The organism is uncultured Sunxiuqinia sp. (genome assembly GCF_947495665.1).
GTDB lineage: Bacteria > Bacteroidota > Bacteroidia > Bacteroidales > Prolixibacteraceae > Sunxiuqinia > Sunxiuqinia rutila.
The window spans coordinates 1-1,073 of sequence record NZ_CANLZV010000039.1; the positions used below are offsets into that span (position 1 = coordinate 1).

General features: G+C 48.8%; 1 protein-coding gene. It reads right to left on the reverse strand.

Annotated features, from left to right (window positions below):
• Positions 1-1,073, reverse strand: a 1,073-nt coding sequence (locus Q1A18_RS18945) for a Gfo/Idh/MocA family oxidoreductase (protein ID WP_299584705.1), incomplete at both ends; no start/stop codon positions are given.

Here is a 1,073-nt window from a genome sequence, read left to right on the forward strand (position 1 = left end):
TCAACAATACCCACATCACCCATGATGTACGTATCAGGACCCAGTTTGATGTCTGAGTTCATCAGCTCTTCAAAAGTAACTTCCTTACCCGTATAAGCTGACATACGTCCCATGATGGCACACATGTTTGTGATGGCTGTTTGCTCGGCCTCATTCACCGCAATATTCTCCCGGATACACGTAACCAAATCAATGTGCTCCTGAACGTAAGGACTGATCATGCGCTCGCCACTTTCCTCGGTTGGATAAGCATACGAGTACAACTCTGTTCCTTTGGCATCCCAAATCGTGTTGCGGCAGTTTGATGAGCCATTGCTTCCCATAACAAACTCCGAAACATTATTCGTACAACCGTTAATCTGGCGACACATACTGTGGGTATGCATCCCATCGTCGTAGGTAAAGTCAATGCTGAAATTATCATACTGATCGCCGGTTACACGACGTTGGCGCGAGCCGAAACCAACCGCTTTCGTCGGGTGCTTACCCGTAAACCAGTTAATTACATCGATGTTGTGAATGTGCTGCTCCACAATGTGGTCGCCCGACAGCCACAGCCAGTTTACCCAGTCGCGGATCATGAACTCCATTTCGCTCCAGTCGGCATTCGGGTTACGGTGCCACAGTTTCGACTGGTTCCAGTAACAGTTCGCGCTCACAATGTCGCCTATTGCTCCATTGGCAATCTGCTTGTACACTTCAATGTAATCACGCTGGTGACGGCGCTGTGTTCCGGTGACAATTTTCAATCCCAGCGATTCGGCTTTTTTGGCCGTAGCCATTACCGAACGAATACCCGTTGGGTCAACAGCCACTGGTTTTTCCATGAAAACATGCTTGCGCGCCTGAATGGCTGCCGCAAAATGCTCCGGACGGAAATGAGGAGGCGTAGCCAGAATCACCACGTCAACGCCCGAGTCAATCACCTTTTCAAAAGCGTCAAATCCTACAAATATATTTTCGTCGGCCACTTCGTTGTTGGCCTGGTTTTTCAGTTTATTCCGGCAGTCGTCAATCCGATCCTGGAAAACATCACCCAAAGCATGAATCACCAGGTTAGGACCGGCATTTAA